Annotated in this window: 13 protein-coding genes, 1 tRNA gene and 1 pseudogene; 6 read left to right on the plus strand and 9 right to left on the minus strand. The window is 55.7% G+C overall.

Annotated features, from left to right (window positions below; translation table 11 throughout):
• Positions 1 to 25: 25 nt before the first annotated feature.
• Positions 26 to 529, plus strand: coding sequence for a DUF4142 domain-containing protein (locus AC1Q6Y_RS12840; RefSeq protein WP_150814268.1), 504 nt, complete (start codon positions 26 to 28; stop codon positions 527 to 529).
• A 213-nt stretch (positions 530 to 742) separates the two neighbouring features.
• Complete coding sequence (tam, locus tag AC1Q6Y_RS12845; protein ID WP_492624652.1) at positions 743 to 1,513, plus strand: trans-aconitate 2-methyltransferase; 771 nt, start codon at positions 743 to 745, stop codon at positions 1,511 to 1,513.
• A gap of 370 nt (positions 1,514 to 1,883) precedes the next feature.
• Here the strand turns inward: tam and AC1Q6Y_RS12850 are convergent.
• Positions 1,884 to 2,138 (minus strand): annotated as a pseudogene (locus tag AC1Q6Y_RS12850) (type II toxin-antitoxin system HicB family antitoxin); the annotation flags it as partial.
• 77 nt (positions 2,139 to 2,215) lie between these two features.
• The gene (locus tag AC1Q6Y_RS12855) at positions 2,216 to 2,485 is read right to left on the minus strand and encodes a hypothetical protein (protein WP_057716042.1); all 270 of its coding nucleotides are present in this window, start codon (positions 2,483 to 2,485) and stop codon (positions 2,216 to 2,218) included.
• A 1,087-nt stretch (positions 2,486 to 3,572) separates the two neighbouring features.
• On the opposite strand from AC1Q6Y_RS12855, the gene AC1Q6Y_RS12860 reads away from it, so the two are divergent.
• On the plus strand, positions 3,573 to 5,786 hold the full coding sequence (locus AC1Q6Y_RS12860; protein WP_492624653.1) for an AAA family ATPase: 2,214 nt from the start codon (positions 3,573 to 3,575) through the stop codon (positions 5,784 to 5,786).
• A gap of 612 nt (positions 5,787 to 6,398) precedes the next feature.
• Here the strand turns inward: AC1Q6Y_RS12860 and AC1Q6Y_RS12865 are convergent.
• The 6 genes from AC1Q6Y_RS12865 to AC1Q6Y_RS12890 all read right to left on the minus strand — a co-directional run bounded on the left by AC1Q6Y_RS12865 (position 6,399) and on the right by AC1Q6Y_RS12890 (position 12,119).
• Positions 6,399 to 7,919 carry a Fic family protein gene (locus AC1Q6Y_RS12865; RefSeq protein ID WP_492624654.1) on the minus strand — a complete coding sequence of 507 codons (1,521 nt, stop codon included), beginning with the start codon at positions 7,917 to 7,919 and terminating at the stop codon, positions 6,399 to 6,401.
• A 321-nt stretch (positions 7,920 to 8,240) separates the two neighbouring features.
• Positions 8,241 to 8,314, minus strand: a tRNA-Gly gene (locus AC1Q6Y_RS12870).
• A gap of 181 nt (positions 8,315 to 8,495) precedes the next feature.
• Positions 8,496 to 9,380, minus strand: coding sequence for an alpha/beta fold hydrolase (locus AC1Q6Y_RS12875; RefSeq protein ID WP_057716040.1), 885 nt, complete (start codon positions 9,378 to 9,380; stop codon positions 8,496 to 8,498).
• 313 nt (positions 9,381 to 9,693) lie between these two features.
• Entirely contained in the window at positions 9,694 to 10,386 is a 693-nt protein-coding gene (locus AC1Q6Y_RS12880) for a pseudouridine synthase (RefSeq protein ID WP_102672061.1), read from the minus strand.
• Positions 10,387 to 10,420: 34 nt separating this feature from the next.
• Positions 10,421 to 10,639 (minus strand): cysteine-rich CWC family protein, encoded by a 219-nt coding sequence (locus AC1Q6Y_RS12885; RefSeq protein ID WP_154947601.1) that lies wholly within the window; start codon positions 10,637 to 10,639, stop codon positions 10,421 to 10,423.
• Positions 10,626 to 12,119, minus strand: coding sequence for a sensor domain-containing diguanylate cyclase (locus tag AC1Q6Y_RS12890; RefSeq protein WP_340316631.1), 1,494 nt, complete (start codon positions 12,117 to 12,119; stop codon positions 10,626 to 10,628). Before AC1Q6Y_RS12890 ends, AC1Q6Y_RS12885 begins: the two co-directional genes overlap by 14 nt.
• 287 nt (positions 12,120 to 12,406) lie before the next feature.
• Here AC1Q6Y_RS12890 and AC1Q6Y_RS12895 point away from each other — a divergent pair, with 287 nt between their 5' ends.
• Positions 12,407 to 12,670 carry a hypothetical protein gene (locus AC1Q6Y_RS12895; protein ID WP_492624655.1) on the plus strand — a complete coding sequence of 88 codons (264 nt, stop codon included), beginning with the start codon at positions 12,407 to 12,409 and terminating at the stop codon, positions 12,668 to 12,670.
• Positions 12,671 to 12,837: 167 nt separating this feature from the next.
• Positions 12,838 to 13,290 carry a DUF1517 domain-containing protein gene (locus tag AC1Q6Y_RS12900; RefSeq protein ID WP_150814277.1) on the plus strand — a complete coding sequence of 151 codons (453 nt, stop codon included), beginning with the start codon at positions 12,838 to 12,840 and terminating at the stop codon, positions 13,288 to 13,290.
• A gap of 129 nt (positions 13,291 to 13,419) precedes the next feature.
• On the opposite strand, the gene dspII is transcribed toward AC1Q6Y_RS12900, so the two are convergent.
• Complete coding sequence (gene dspII / locus AC1Q6Y_RS12905; RefSeq protein ID WP_057716035.1) at positions 13,420 to 14,532, minus strand: enoyl-CoA hydratase/isomerase DspII; 1,113 nt, start codon at positions 14,530 to 14,532, stop codon at positions 13,420 to 13,422.
• 132 nt (positions 14,533 to 14,664) lie between these two features.
• Here dspII and ung point away from each other — a divergent pair, with 132 nt between their 5' ends.
• Entirely contained in the window at positions 14,665 to 15,357 is a 693-nt protein-coding gene (gene ung, locus AC1Q6Y_RS12910; RefSeq protein ID WP_218495106.1) for a uracil-DNA glycosylase, read from the plus strand.
• Positions 15,358 to 15,403: the final 46 nt, after the last annotated feature.

The following is a 15,403-nucleotide window of genomic DNA, read 5'->3' on the forward strand; positions in this document are numbered from 1 at the left end:
TGAATTTGAAGAGGAGGGCGCGACCATGAACCGGATGGCCACCCGATTATGTAATGCCAGTCTTGCCACGTTACTGGGCTTGTTTGCCAGCGGCGTCTTTGCCCAGTCGACTGCCGAGTTCATCGACGAGGCCTCGGCAAAAGGTATTGCCGATATTGAAGCAAGTCGCCTGGCGCACCAGAAAGCCGAGTCCAAAGAGGTCAAGGACTACACCATTATCGTCATCAACGACCGCACCAAGGCGAACCAGCACCTGGCGAAAATCGCCAAACAACTGGATATACCGGTCGCCCCCCGGGAAGAAATTGTCGAAAAGGCCAAAACCCTGATGCCACAAGTCCTGGATGGGGCGACCTACGACGAGGCCTATACAGCCAGTCAGGTGAAGACCACGCAGGAAGCCATCGAACAGCTGCAACAAGAGGCGCAGACCACCGACGTGCCGCAAATCAAGGCGTTCGCCGAAGAAACCCTGCCTAAATTGCAAAATCACCTGGAAATGGCCAAGGCGTTGCAAGCCAGTCGTTGACCTGAAGGTTTGAACACAAACGGCGCGGGGCTTCAGTCACGCGCCGTTTTTCTGTTCAGCACTGGTCCAGATGCGGCTTGGGGTTATGCGTTGGATTCAGGCCATTGAGGTCAAACACTCGACGTGATCGAAAAGGTTATTTTCTGAAACCTTTAGCGGTGCTCACCGCGGTATCGTAGCGTCCCGAGGACAACGTACCGACAGGAGAACGCAATGAGTTGGTCCGCCAAACAGTACGTCGCTTTTGAAGATGAACGCACCCGTCCCGCCCGTGACCTGCTGGCGGCTGTCCCCGCCGGGGACGTGCGCTTGGCCATCGATATCGGTTGCGGGCCCGGCAACTCCACCGAGTTGCTGGTGGAGCGCTTTGCCGATGCCACGGTGCGTGGGCTGGACAGTTCCAGCGACATGATCGACGCCGCGCGCAAGCGCTTGCCGCAGGTGCAATTCGACATCGCCGACATCGACACCTGGAATGACAGTGGCCCGTTCGATGTGATTTTCGCCAACGCGGTGTTGCAGTGGGTACCTGATCACGCCACGTTGCTACCGTCGCTGGTGAGCAAACTGGCGCCGGGTGGCAGCCTGGCCGTGCAGATGCCTGACAACCTGAATGAACACTCGCACCGCTTGATGCGTGAAGTCGCCGCTGATGGTCCATGGGTCGGCAAACTGGCAGGTGCCGCCGGGCAGAGGACCGAAATGGCCGATGCCAGTGGCTACTATTCGATTTTGAAAGCCTGTTGCACCCGCGTCGATGTGTGGCGCACCACTTACCATCATCCGCTCACAGGCGGTGCATCTGGCGTGGTGGAGTGGTTCAAGGGCAGTGGCTTGCGACCGTTTCTCGATCCGCTGGACGAGGCGGAGCGGGCGCAGTATCTGAAGCAATATCAGACTGCTATCGAGCGGGCGTACCCGGCCATGGCCGATGGTTCGGTGCTGTTGCCGTTTCCGCGACTGTTTATCGTCGCGACCCGCTGAAGCAAAACAGGGACAGTTGATGAGCGTCATCTGCCCCTTTTTATGGTTTTGAAAAATCACTGTGGCTTGTTCTTTTTTGAGCGCCGGGCACTCAAACACTCAAAGGCAAAGGACGCAAAGCCGAACAACCCGATCAATGAAATGATCATGATTCCCAACTCTGAATTGTGCATATTGATCTCCAGGCGAAGGATGAGCCGGGAGAATAAGGGAACTGTTGCTGGGCTCAACGCAGCTCTACGGCTTCTTTACTCGCTTGCGGTGATCTATACGCAAAAGATATGAGCGTCCAGGTGGCAGGGTCACATTCAGCGCTGAACACCAACCCACTGTTTTGAGTCATATCAGGGGCTCCAATCAGTTACTCGATCACGTCGATTTCCACCAGTGCCCACGTACAGCCAGCGTACTTTGGATTAGATGTGTGCAGGGTAACGCTGCTGGCTGAGGGGAAGGGTGCACCGTTCTCGGCGAGCATCTCGAAATACCCCTCAATGGCTTGTTGAACCATGGCTATTGCATCTTCCAGATCTTCACCGGCGCTAAAACAACCTGGCACATCCGGGACTTCAACACCCCACGCATGTTCGTCGTCGTCCATGAAAATCGCAATCGGGTAAAACATGTTCATGGTCCTCCGTGAACACAGCGGGTGAGGTTATGAACCCCAAAGGGCGCCCCCGAAAGGCGCCGGGTGGACTGTCAGGAGGGTTCTGCATCCATGCGTCGAGCGATAACGTCCAGCACATCGCAACCATCGCGCAATGGCACGCAGCAGAGCAATGCGAAGTCGCTGAGTACAACTGTGTCAGAGGTCAGGTCGCCGCGCATCGCGAGGTTTTCAAGAAGCTGCGTCACGGCGCGAATTCTGTAGCTGGCGGTGCTGAGCAGGGAGTGCAGGGGTTGGGTGGTGTTGACGTAGAGGGAGGGGAGGTCGTCGGCGTTGCTGGTTAAAGCCATATATTCATTCATGAGTGAGTACCAATTGTAGGTGGAAGACCTACCACTCAATTGTCGCCAAACAATAGGGTGGTAGCTGTACGCGGGTTGGCGAACCGGACAATGGTGAAACCGGCAGACCCGGAGGTCTCCCACGCACAGCTACCGAAAAGCAGCCAAGCGTGATCAAAAGCGCTCCGAAAAATCCTCGGAGCCCTCTGTACCGTTGTTACCGAGTCGCCAAACCCGATACGCCATTTGGGCGCGTTCGGACTATAGGTCTCATGACAAAGGCACAGCAATGCGCAAGTCTACGGACATTTCCCAGTGTCGTGTAGGACGTTGCTTTTTCGAGTGTTGCGCTCTGTTGATCCATTAAAAATGGGCCGTTGCCCGACTTCGGTAGGCCCATCACCAAATCCCGCCCCCGTCGAAACCGCCTGACGTGAGATCAAAATTCGATTGGAGCGGGTGAAGGGAATCGACCCATTACTCCGGTCGATTCACTTAGTATTGTGTAGTTGTGTAAAGATCTACATCAATTTTTACAATATAAATCAGTGAATTATTGCGTCTGCATCGAATGTCGGAGGCCGTATTGAATGCGCACCTAGGTATAGATTGAGTAGCGGGCAATGGGCCGAATACGGTGCTTCTTGTATCGGCCTACCCTAATGCAGACCACGCGATCAATGCGTAACTGGAATCCCTAGCTTGAGGTCGCTGGAGGTCGCTTCAGTGAAGGGTTTCGTTACTAGCGTTAGCTGAAATGCTGGTGGGATGGCTAACTTGCTGAGACAGAGGCATTTGTGGAGCGTGTATAGGAATCGAACCTTTGGGAAAGGTGCGTGGGCAGGTGGGGGGGGGGATGCGCGATATACCTCGTACCCATAACCACCGGCCATGCGCCCGGTAATCTTATAGCCCGCCATCAATCGCCTGGCGTGCGAAGACGAGGCGCTGGTACTTGTGATCTGCGATCTCATTACTCCCTCCTGTATCTGATCTGAGGGCCATGTTCACCCGAATGACCTCCGCCCGTAGGAATGGGCTATGAAATGGCCACTACGCTGATATAGTTTGGTAGCAAATTGACACTCACCTGCCAATGGAATGCTCGATGATTAATAAAATTTCAATAAAAAGCGTTACCAGCTATCCCGATGATAAATTTGCCGATCTTGGCCCGTTGAAACGTATCAACCTTGTTTACGGTCTCAACGGATCCGGTAAGTCAACCGTTGGGAATTATTTGCAGGATCTGACGGGCAACCGTTATCAGAAGTGTCAAGTTGATCCGCAAATCAAGCAAGAACAAGTTTTCGTATATAATCAAAAGTTTGTCGAGAAGAATTTTCATCAGGAAAGTCATCCTGGTATCTTTACGTTGAACGAAGGCAATATTGACGCAAAAGAAAAAATTGCTGAACTGCAACAGAGCTATGACGCGGCTGCTGACGAAATCGAACGCATAAATAAGAAGCGGGCGGGAATCGACGACGGCAATGCTAAAGCTGCTACGGCTTATAAGGATGCGCTCTGGGAGATCAGGCTAGAATTCGAAAAGGGGGATCTAGGCGCTTGTTTTAAGGGCGTGAGGCAGAAGGAGAACTTCAAGGATCAGTTGGAGAAGATACCGCTGCCGACAGGCGCGATCCGTTCGAAGAAGGAGCTGTCTGAAGCGGCAAAGTCACTTAGCTCATCCGATGAGCAACCATTGCCGGCGCTACCGTATATAAATTTCAATGCGGAAGAGTTTGAACGCGATGAGATTCTGGCGAAAGTCATTACGCCTTCAGGCGATTCCTATCTGGCTGACCTGATCCAAAAGCTGGGCAATTCTGATTGGGTTAAAAATGCCTTGCCCTATTTGGAACAGTCCGAGAATACATGTCCGCTTTGCCAGCAGAAGCTTCCTCATGAGTTTCAAAGCCATGTAAAGTCGTTATTTGACAAAAGCTACGATGAGGAAGTTGCTAAGGTCGTTCAGCTCAAAAATCGATATACCAAAGCGGCTGATGTATTAGAGGTTGATTTGGAGTCAGCGACTTATCTCGCCTCAGCTATCCAGTCGGATGCCGATTTCATCAAAGCTAAGGGTGATTTGAAGCGGTTACTCACAATCAATCGCACAAGGCTAGCTGATAAGCTCGGGTCAGTATCTAAAGCTGTTTCATTAGAGTCGACTAACGATGCGCTAGATCGCTTGAATGCTGCAATCAAGGCGCAGAAAGTCAAAGACGACGATTATAATCTCAGATTGACCAAGAAGGATCAGCTGTTTGCTGAGGTGACTTCAGAAGTCTGGCAGTTGATGCGGAAGCAGGCTGATAAAATCATCACAGCCCATAAAGGCGCAGAAAAAATATACTTTAAAAGCGCCGCAGATTTGGATGCAAAGAAAAAAGAGTTAAGTGATCAAAAAGATAAAGATTTTGAGGCCATTGCTGAATGCCAGAGCCAGATGACCAATGTGGAGGAGTCGGTTAAGAAAATCAATTCCGCTATTGCGAGTATCGGTATCAGTGGTTTTACTCTTAAAAAAACTGATGGGGAAGGTACTAGCTACCGTCTGGTTCGTGAGAAGAACTCCAACGACGTATATAAGTCCCTGAGTGAGGGTGAGAAGACGCTCATAACCTTTTTGTATTTCCTGGAGCTCTGCACCGGTAGTGTCGACGCTGACAAGCCTGTGGTGCTCAGCGACAGGGTAATTGTGATCGACGACCCTATTTCCAGCCTGTCGCACAATTATGTCTATGAGGTTGCGGCGCATATTTATCACCGCGTTCTGTGTTCCACTGTAGGATTCAAGCAAGTCATTGTTCTTACCCATAATTTGTTTTTCTTCCATGAGTTGTTAAGAAATGCACCCAAGGGGGTGACCAAGAAATACGCCTGTTTTAGGGTTTCAAAAGGAACCCATAGTGCGTTTGCCCAGCTAGGGCATGAGGAGATCAAAAACGATTACGAAACCTATTGGCAGGTGATCAGGGACGCACGCGATTCGAAAGTGCATGCTGCGGTGCTTCCTAATATGATGCGTAATATTCTAGAGCACTATTTTGGCTTCATACACAAAAGCGATGACCTGCTGAAGGCGCTTGAGGCACTGGAAAAAGATGATCTGGAATTTAAACCACTCTATCGGTACATAAACAGGCAGTCACATGGCGGCGCAATTAATGTCACTGACTTCGGTGGTTGGGGCGCAGACAAAATGATTGAGAAATTTGAAGGCGTCTTTGCGAAATCCGGATATCCCGAGCATTACGCCGTCATGATGGGCGGCACAGCGGTGGAAGAAGAGGGCGTTAATCCTGGGGGCGCATGACGGCCAATCAGCCTTAAACAGCTTCAAACCCGGCCCAGACATGGGTGGCGGCAATGTGCCACCAAACTCTTCCATTCACCATAGGTCGCTGCTAGGATAGCCTGGCAGCTACCACCAGCGACTCCTTTCCATCCTGCCTGACCCTCCAAACCGCATGAGCTTTGCGCAAGGGGCGCAAAGGCTATCAGCGGCAGTGCTGAGAAAAAATGGAGGGTTTGTCCATGAGCAATCATGAGAAAGTCGTACCTGTACGACAATACGAACGTTTCCGCTTTGGTCGTTGGGAGCAGGTGTGTAAACACCTTCGTTCCCTGCCACAGCGGTAATGGATGAGTTTGGTGGTAGCTGTGCTATTTCTCGCCTCCTCCAGTGCAACTCCGCCGTATCCAGCTCACACATCCGAATGCCAGTACTGGCTCACCGTCGACTTTGAAAGCCCCAGAGCGCGCCTCGCCTCGACGGAAAAGGTGGCGGATTTATTTATCAAGGAAAAAAGGAAAAGGTGACGGACTTATTTATCCACGTAGAGCTGGATCGGTCATGATTCGACCAAATTCCGGGTACAAAAAACGGCTAAAAGTGCTTTTTTTTACTTAATCCACCTCCCACCTCTCAATCCTCAAACGCAGAACGCACAGCCTCCACAACGCGCTCTGCCACGCGCTCATCTTCAAGTTGCGGATACCCTTTCTTCAGCTTGCCCGACACCGTCCAGCCATTCTCCTTGATAGAGCGAATGATGCGATTCGCGTCCTGGTCTGGCATTTCCAATACCTCTTTCAACTGTTCCTGTGCTCGCTGAAAGATCACCAGTACTCTGGCTTCATCCGCCATTTCCTTTTTAATCGTGTGCTCGATAACGCGTGCGGTGTACAGGACGTGTTCGGTCAGATCGGGATAGCGCCAGGCAAAACGCGCGTCCTCATATTCATCGAAGATGAAGTTGCTGCGAGTACCGTCCTCGTAGGTCACGAGTTCGCCGAACCGATGGGCCGTCGCGTAACGTCGCATGAACGGTCGCGAGAATACTTCGAGCGTACGATCGTAGCCGGCCCTGAAGTCGATCGAGCTTGTGATTGTGGCAGAGACCGGCAATATCACGCCGTCGGGCACTGCCTTGTCCCGAACCAGGGTGTCGTTGATCAGGAAGCGGTGAATCCGGCCATTTCCGTCGCGCATGGGATGGATGTACACGAAGCCAAATGCCAACACTGCGGCACGTGCCACTGACTCAGCACCACGGGTTGCGACCTCAAACTCGTTGAGGCCTGCCAAGAGCTGAGCGAGGTCTGCGAAATGGGGGGCAATGTAATGCACGATGTCCTCGCGCATCGTGGCTTGCCCCACAAATACGGGAGAGCGCCGCAAGCCCAGTCCGATGGCGTCATGTCCAAGAATGCCAGCTTGCAGGGAATGCAGGCTGTCGTTGCTCAACGGGTCTTTGATATGACCGCAGTGCTGGGCAATGACATGGGCAAACCGCTGGATGCGATCCGCCTGGCCGGCTTCCTTTTCGATGAGAAAACTCGCGCGCGATTCCTTGAACGTCAGCCAACTGGCCGTACGCATCAGGATGTCGGCACCAAAGGCCTGATCCAATTCACCCAATGCTTCGCGCAGATTGAATTGCAGAGCTTCCTGCACTGGCACCGTACGACGAACCAAGGGGCAGAACTCAGCTGTCCCCGGCAGGTTGTTGTTGATGCGCCAACGACGAGTTCGCAGAGCGTCGCGACGAGTCAGATAGTCTTGGGGCGAAAGTACATCAACATAGCCGCCATTGGTCACGTCAGGCACATCCAGGCGTTCGCCTGTCAGCCATTCGTAGAGGAACCCCGTGCGGCGGGCGTATTGACCGAAAGGCTCCCGTCGACACCACTCTTCGACAGGCAGCGGGCCTATGGCTGCAAACAGGCGGGCGAAGAACTCGAGGTGGATCTCCTCGTACTTGAGGCCGAATTCGAAATGTCCTGCGAAATCGTCTGCGGGCCGATAGCTTGTCGGGTATCGGTTCTCCACATTGCCGTCAGTTTCGCGATTGACACGTACAGTGCCGATCATGGATTCGACGCGCAGAGGCTGTGCCAGTGCGATGTCGTAACGGGTCGCGAGGGTCTTGAAACCGACTTGCATTGACGAAATCCTTTACTGGGACAAGAAAAACGCTAACAGAACCTTGATCTTATGCGAAAACGTTAATTTCGAAACGGTGAAAACACTAATGTCGGATTGAATTTGATAACAAATCCGTGCTTTTCGAAAAAAACGCTAACAGGTCTCAGGATAGACGCTATCGCCCAAGGGCACTTGCTAATCGATCAGGGAAAATGGCGGAATGGCTGAAGAAGCAAAATCCACCAAATCCCGGACACAAAAAAACCGGCCATCAAGGCCGGTTTTTTCTGTCTCTGCATCCCCCGTCAAAACAACCCTGACGTGAGATCAAAATTCGATTGGAGCGGGTGAAGGGAATCGAACCCTCGTTATCAGCTTGGGAAGCTGGAGTAATGCCATTATACGACACCCGCTCAGAGCGCTGACTTTGTACCAGATACGGCCGGCGATTTGAAGTTTTTCTTTACGTGGGGCGGGTTTAACGCAGATGTGACAAAAAAACCCGGACCGCATGACGGTCGATCGCGGGCAAGCCCCGCGCCTGCGCAATACGTTTAACGCAGCAGGGCGGGGCTTGCTCGCGATGACGCTACTTCAGCCTGCCAATGCATGGTGTTCCTGGGCGTTGTGGTAACGCGGTCGGCTTTCGAGTTGCGCTGGTTTCAGGAAGCCCATCAGTGCGTTGCGGCTGTCTCGGCAGGCGGCCTTGTGCTCCATGTCGAGAAAGTGGCCGGTGGCCTGAATGGTGCTGAACGTGCTGTGTTGCACGTGGCCGGCGAACAACCGGGCGTCGTCGGCGGCGGTGTATTCGTCCCATTCGCCGTTTAGGAACAGCACCGGCACGTCGATTTTCTTCGCCGCGTGCAGGTAGCACTGGCGATCGCTGTGCAGCACGTCGCTGATGTGGAAGTGCATCTGCCCGTACTCATGTTCGGCCAGGGAGCTGACGTGGCGATAGTTGAAGCGCTTGAACAACGACGGCAGGTGTTTGCCGATGGTGTCGTTCACCAGGTGCCCGACCCGGTCGCGATCCAGGTTGCCGAGGTGTTCGACGCCGCGCTCGAGGTAGTCGAGCATGTGCGCGTTGATCACAGGGGAGAACGAGCTGATCACGGCTTTTTCGATGCGCCGTGGCCGTTGCGACAATGCCATCATGGTCGCGGCACCGCCCCAGGAAAACGACAGCACGTGCTCGGCGGCGAAGTGGTCGATCAGCTCCAGCAGGATCTGTCCTTCGATTTCCTTGGTGAGCATTTTTTCATGCAGGTTGTGGGCTTTTGACCGGCCCGCGTAGGGCTGGTCGTAGCAGACGACGTTGAACTGCGGATGGAGGTTTTTCACGGTTTGTGCAAACGACGCAGTCGTGGCCATCGAGCCGTTGACCAAGATAATGGTCTTCTCTGCGGCGTCTGCGCGATAGAACTCCGTGTAAACCCGATACTGACCCTGTATATCCAGCACAGCGATTTCTGGCCTCATGTCATAAGACTCCTGGCAAGCGGGTATGCGCGCAAATGAGATTGCACGAGCTTTGTGACAGGTAGGCATACGCCTGGAATTTGAGAGGCCCATGTCGATCCATTGCAGTCCGGTCGACGGGTATTGTTATTGGCGGGCAGTCTGCCGGATGAGGCCGGAACCCTTGGGTTCCTACCGGCAAAAAGTTTCTTAGAAGTATGGGGTGACTCGTCGGTCACATTTCGGCCGACGTCCTGATTCAAGCAGGGGTCACATCATTGCGCAAGTGCCGTTGGTAAATTGTTCGACAACTTTCTGCTGAGCGGTCGCGCGCTTAGATCGATCCGATCTCTTCGTCGGTCAGCGGGCGGTATTCGCCCGGTTTCAAGGTGTCGTCGAGCACCAGTGACCCCATGCGTTCGCGATGCAGGCGCATCACCTTGTTGTCGAAGTGGCCGAACATGCGCTTGACCTGGTGATAGCGGCCCTCGACGATGCTCAGGCGTGCGCATTTTGGCCCGAGCAGCTCTAGCCCGGCGGGTTGCGTGGTGAGGTCTTCGAAGGCGAAGTACAGCCCTTCGTTGAATTTGATCGCGTATTCGGGGCCGATGTCCTGCTCGGTTTCGACGTAATAGACCTTGGGCAGTTTGGTCTGCGGTTGGGTCAGGCGCCGCGACCAGCTGCCGTCGTTGGTGATCAGCATCAGGCCGGTGGTGTTGAAGTCCAGGCGTCCGGCGATGTGCAGTTCGTCCTTGTCCGGTTCATGGATCAAATCGAGCACGGTCGGGTGCTGCGGATCCCGGGTGGCGCTGACGCATCCGGCGGGCTTGTGCAACATGAAATGGCGCAGGGGTTTACCGACTTGCAGCACCTCGTTGTCGACTTCGACGCGGCTGAATTCGCGGACTTCGCTGTGCGGGTCGCTGACGACTTTTCCGTCAACCCTGACGCGTTTTTCCACCAGCAACAGGCGTACCTGCTTACGGTTGAAGCACGGCAGGTTGCTGAGGAAACGGTCGACACGCATGACTTAAGGATCGGTAAGGACAGGGGCGCGCATCTTACTTGATCGACCCGGACGCTGCTTGCAACTGCGCCTCGACCTCAGCGCAGCGCGGGCACAGGCACGAGGCGTCGCGCAGTTCCACCGGCAGCGCCTGGAGCACAGCCGGGTCGATGCTGACGCCGTAGCACCAGCAGGCGCGGTCGGCGGTTCGCGGGTCGGCCAGGGTGCAGTCGTTGGGTGCACCGCAGGCCGGGCAGAAGTCAGGCTGGTTCATAGCTGAAGTGAGGTTTTTCCACGCAGGTTCGGTTACGGCCAGTTTGCTTGGCCCGATACATCGCATGATCCGCCCGTGACAGCAGGCTGTGCAAGGTATCATCGGGCTGCTGGGTGGTGATGCCGATGCTGACGGTCACATGCAAGGCCTGACTGTTGTAGGCATAGCGCTGTTCCTCTACGTGCTGACGAATTTTCTCGGCAATCATCAGACCTGTCTTACCGTCGGTGTCCTTGAGCAGCACGATGAACTCTTCACCACCCCAGCGGCAGACGATGTCGGAGTGCCGCAGGCAACTTTCCAGATCCCGGGCGAAACCGATCAGTACCTGGTCGCCGGCCAGGTGGCCGTAGGTGTCGTTCAGCGCCTTGAAGTGGTCCAGGTCCAGCAGCAAAGCGGTCAGCGGCTTGGGCTCGCGCCGGGCTTCGTGCATGGCCTGCGCGGCCAGCAGGTCGAAGCCGCGACGGTTGGGCAGTTCGGTCAGGCTGTCGAGGATGGCCTGGGCCTGGATCTTGTCCTGATAGCGTTTGATCACCCGGTTGAGCAGGGCCAGCACGATCAAGGTGACCAGCAGGCAGATCAGCAGGTTGAGGTACAGCGACTGGCGGATTTCACCGAGGGCGCTGTCTTCGCGTTTGTCGACGAACAGGTACCAGTTCAGCTCCGGGATAAACCGCACGTTGAGGAAATGTCCCTGGCCCTGCACGGAGTATTCATAGCTGCCGCTGTGGGGTTTGGGCAGCCGGCTGACCAGGTCTTTCATGCTGTCGAGTTCACTGAGTTTCTGCCCGATGTGCGCACCCTGCGGACCCCCTTCGGCGCCGGTGAGCACCAGGCGCCCGAAGTTGTCGACGAAATACACACTGCGTTGATAGCGCTGCTGGTACTTGTCGATCAGCTTGATCACGGCATCGACGGTCAGGCCAACCCCGGCCGCGCCGATGAATCGGCTGTTGTAGTCGTAGACCTTGTAGTTGATGAAGAAGGTCAGGTTGTCCTTGTTGGCGAGGTCCGGGTCGACGTTGATCTCGTACGGATCCTTCATGTCCCGCACACGGAAGTACCAGGCATCGCGGGGCTCGGTGGTCTTGACCTGCTTGAGCACACCCTTGGCGTGGTAGTAGGTCAGGCTGGTGTTGGAGACGAAGAACGCGGTGTAGGCGCCGTAGTGGGTCATGACCTCGTTGAGGTAACGGGTCATCTGGTCGGAGTCCTTTTCACCATTGACCACCCAGTCGCGCATGAAGGTGTCGCGGGCCATCATCGAGGAAATCAGGATTGGCCTGACGAGGTCTTTCTGGATTTCCGAGTAGACCGTATCCGATGTCAGCGGCAGTTCGGTGTTGACGATGTTGTCGCGGATCGAGGCCCGGGAGGCGTAGTAACTGAGGAAGGAGGTGGCGAGGAAACCTGCGCCCAGCAATGCGACCAGCGTGAGCACCAACGAACGTTGAGAGTACAGCGGCGAGCGAAGCGGCATGGCAGTTCCATTGGCAGTCATCCGATGGTCGCATTCTAATGGCACTGCGGGGAAATAACTGCTCTATGTGTGCCGCGAATGGTCGTTCCCACATTCCACGAAGGGTTACGCCCGCCGCCAGCGTGAATGAGGCGGCACTTTGATGGTGCTCGTGTGCACCGCATTGGAACCTGTCCGCCGCTGATCAGACGGTGGGTGTGACGTCGCACTTGGCAGGGGATTGCCAGTCAAAACAGGTGTAAGTCGGAGCGTGCCGACTGCTGTTACAGGTCTTTACGGAGGCCGCCATGTTGCGTCGATTATTGTTAGGTGCAGTACTGGGTCTTGGATTGTCTGGCTGCTACTACTACGCCGGTCCTGCCGACGTCTACGGGGGACCTTATTACTACCCCGGCTACTACTCGCCCTATTACTACGGTTACTACGGTCCGCGTTATTACGGTGGTTATCGCGCCTATTACTACGGTGGGCATGGTTACTACCGTGGCCACGGCGGCGGACATCATGGCGGCGGACATCATGGTGGTGGACATCGAGGTGGTCACCGTTAATCAGGGCGCGAATGGATGAAAAACCTTTCATCGGCCAGATGTTTCCACTTGTTTCAAGGGCGCACCAGATTCCGAATTCGGTGTCTGATCTTTCGACAGTCACCGAACATTTGTCTGTCGCCTGCCAGCGTCGCTGGTGTGGCTTACCCGCGGTCCAGGAGGCCGCCATGCTCTGTCGAATTCTTCTGTTAGCTGTGTTGGGATTGTCCCTTGGTGGGTGCGTGCCTTATTACGATGAAGGAGGCAGTTACTACAGTTCCGAGGTCTATACCTCGCCATCGCCAACCTATTACGCCGGGGGGAGTTCCTACTACTCCAATGGTGGCGGTTACTACACACCGCCGCCCCGGTACTACGTGCCGCCAGCGCGGTATTACCAGCCGACACCGCGCTATTACTCACAGCCACGGATCTATCAACCGTCGCGCTATTACTCGCAGCCGCGGATGTATCAACCATCGCGCCATTACCAGTCGGCCCCTCGTTACTATCAGCCGTCGCGTGGCGACTACCGCACGCATCACAACCATGGCTGGGACGGCCGTAACCGCGGGAACTGGAACAACGACTATCGCGGTAACGGTCGAGGCTATCGCAGCGGGCGGGGCGGCCACCGATAGCTTTGTACAAAACACAACTCTGAATGTGGGAGCGAGCTTGCTCGCGAAGGCGGAGTGTCAGTCAACATCAATGTTGCTGAGATGACGCTTTCGCGAGCAAGCCCGCTCCCACAGTGTTGTGTGCAGTTTTCAGTATTCGGACAAATCCGCCAGCGGATGCCGACCTTCCCAAGCCTTGTGAAAATGCGCCTCTACCACCGCGTCCGGCACGTTGTTGATGTCCGGCCAGTGCCAGTGCGGCTTCTGGTCCTTGTCGATCAGCCGGGCACGTACGCCTTCGCTGAATTCCGGATGCCGACAGCAGTTGAGGCTCAGGGTGTATTCCATCTGGAAGACTTCGGCCAATGACAGGTGTCGGGCTCGAATGATCTGCTCCCACACCAGACGAGCGGTCAGCGGAGCGCCTTCGCTCAGGGTCCTGGCGGCGCGGCTCAGCAACAGGTCGGTGTGATCGCGCAAGGCGCTGATGGCCTTCCAGGCGCAACGCACGTCGCTGACATCCAGCAGTTCGTCGATCTGCTGGCGGCGCGGCAGCCACTGGGCTTCGGGCATCTGCGCCACGGCTTCCTGCTGCAAGGCCTTGAGCAGGCTGTTGAGCTGCATGGGTGTCTGTTCCTGCCAGTTCAATTGCAACAGGCCTTCGATCAATTCCGGCTGCTGCTCATCGAGCAGGAAACGATCGGCCAGGTCCAGGTCAATGGCATCGCGGCCGTTCATGTGCGCACCGGTCAGGCCCAGGAACAACCCGAGCTTGCCGGGCAGGCGCGACAGAAACCAACTGGCGCCAACGTCCGGGTACAGGCCGATGCTGATCTCCGGCATGGCCAAGCGGCTGCTCGGCGTGACGATGCGAATGCCTGCCCCTTGCAACAGTCCCATGCCACCGCCGAGCACATAGCCGTGGCCCCAGCAGATCAGCGGTTTCGGGTAGGTATGAAGTTTGAAGTCCAGGCGATATTCCGCAGCAAAGAACTGCGCGGCCAGTGGCGGTACTTCGCCCGGATGGACGCGACAGGCTTCCACCAGGCTGCGCACTTCGCCGCCGGCGCAAAAGGCCTTGGCACCATTGCCGCGCAACAGAACGCAGACGATCTGCGGGTCCTTGGCCCAGGCCCCCATTCGGTCGCGCAGGGCGTTTATCATCGGCAGGGACAGGGCGTTCAGGGACTTTTCGGCATCCAGGCTGGCGATGCCGATGCGCGCGCCGTCGGTGCCGGTGAGTTCTTCGAAGTGCAGATTCATCGTGACCTCGATCGGGAATTTGAGGGTTAAGTATGATCGCTGTGTGGGAAAGTGCCGGATCTGCGTCAGATCAATTGACAAGCGTGATGCGCTTTCCTAGGGTTCGCCCCATTGTTTTTGCCGGATGTAACCATGACTGCTGACGACCGTATCAAACTCGAACCGGGCTGGAAGGAGGCACTGCGTGCCGAATTCGACCAGCCCTACATGGCAGAGTTGCGAAACTTCCTGCAACAGGAGCGGGCGGCCGGTAAGGAGATCTATCCGCCGGGGCCGATGATTTTCAACGCGCTCAATTCCACGCCGCTGGACAAGGTCAAGGTAGTGATCCTCGGGCAGGACCCTTATCACGGCCCGGGCCAGGCCCATGGCTTGTGCTTCTCGGTGCAACCGGGCGTGCCGGCGCCGCCGTCGCTGGTGAACATTTACAAAGAACTCAAACGCGACCTGAACATCGACATTCCCAGCCATGGCTACTTGCAAAGCTGGGCCGAGCAGGGCGTGTTGATGCTCAATACCACCATGACCGTGGAGCGTGCCAACGCCAATGCGCACAAGGACAAGGGCTGGCAGTTTTTCACGGATCGAATCATTGAAGTGGTCAGCCAACAGCAACCGCACCTGGTCTTCATGCTGTGGGGCGCCCATGCCCAGAGCAAGCAGAAGCTGATCGATGCGACCAAGCATCTGGTGTTGACCTCGGTGCATCCGTCACCGCTGTCGGCCTATCGCGGCTTTCTCGGTTGCGGGCACTTCAGCCGGACCAACAAGTTTCTGGAACAGAATGGCGAGACGCCGATCGAGTGGCGGTTGCCGCCGGTTTGATGGGCTGAGCAAGAGGGCCCCATCGCGAGCAAGCTCGCTCCCACAA

Source organism: Pseudomonas sp. GW823-FHT06E10, from assembly GCF_058794995.1.